The sequence below is a fragment of the Mycolicibacter sinensis genome (genome assembly GCF_001667375.1).
GTDB lineage: Bacteria > Actinomycetota > Actinomycetes > Mycobacteriales > Mycobacteriaceae > Mycobacterium > Mycobacterium sinense_A.
The window spans coordinates 1-844 of record NZ_LZIN01000007.1; the positions used below are offsets into that span (position 1 = coordinate 1).

The following is an 844-nucleotide window of genomic DNA, read 5'->3' on the forward strand; positions in this document are numbered from 1 at the left end:
AGTCGAGCGTGTCTTCCACCCCGCCCCAGTCGATGCCCATCCATTCGGTGAAGAAGCCCTCGATGTTGCCGAAGGCGCTGTAGAAGAACGCCACAACTGAGTAGAACAAGCCTTCCCACCAACCGCTGTCGACCAGCCCGTGGCTCCACGCATTGATCCAGGCGCCGAACTGGTCGAAGTCACCGGAGATGTCGATGTCGGTGATCGCGCCGTCGGTGGTGGCCAGGTGGTTGGCCACCTGATCGGGCGTGAGCCCCAGATACATCATGTGCTCGTAGAACAAACCGAGCTCAGAGGTGGACGTGGGGTCGGTGACCGGATCTCCGGGGATCGTGTAATCGGTTACCGCGAACCAGTTGTTCGGGGTCTGGACACCCGACAGCAGAGCAGTGTCGAAGAAGTCGGAGGAGGAAACCCCGCCCATACCCTCCGACGCGGTGTCGGCACCGACCGGATTGCCGATGAACACGAAATGCAGCAACTGCGGGTCGACGCCGTCGTGGGCCAGTTGGGCCATCGCGATCGAACCGGCCGTGGCGCCCTGCGAGTAGCCGAATATCCACAGCGGGTTGTCGGCATCGTAGGCGCCCGGGTTGGCGTCGAGCTGGGCGTGCACCGCCCGCACGATCTCGGCCGCGCCGACGAAACTGCTGTGCCCCTGCAGGATCAGCTGCGGGGTGGTCAGCACCTGCAGCGGGGAATCGCAGATGCCGGCACCGATCACGCAGACCGTCGGATCGTCGCCGGCGTCGAAGCCTAGCGGGTTGAGGAACAGGTCGGCCGCGGTTTGGGCGAACGCCGCCGAGGGCGTCGGCAACATCGTCCCGCCGACGAAGATCGCGGT

The 844-nt window shown here is 64.8% G+C and carries 1 protein-coding gene; it reads right to left on the reverse strand.

The window, feature by feature from the left end; all coding sequences use genetic code 11:
- On the reverse strand, positions 1-820 hold an 820-nt coding region (locus A5771_RS01575), incomplete at its 3' end, for a PE-PPE domain-containing protein (RefSeq protein WP_234782897.1).
- Between the last annotated feature and the right edge of the window lie 24 nt (positions 821-844).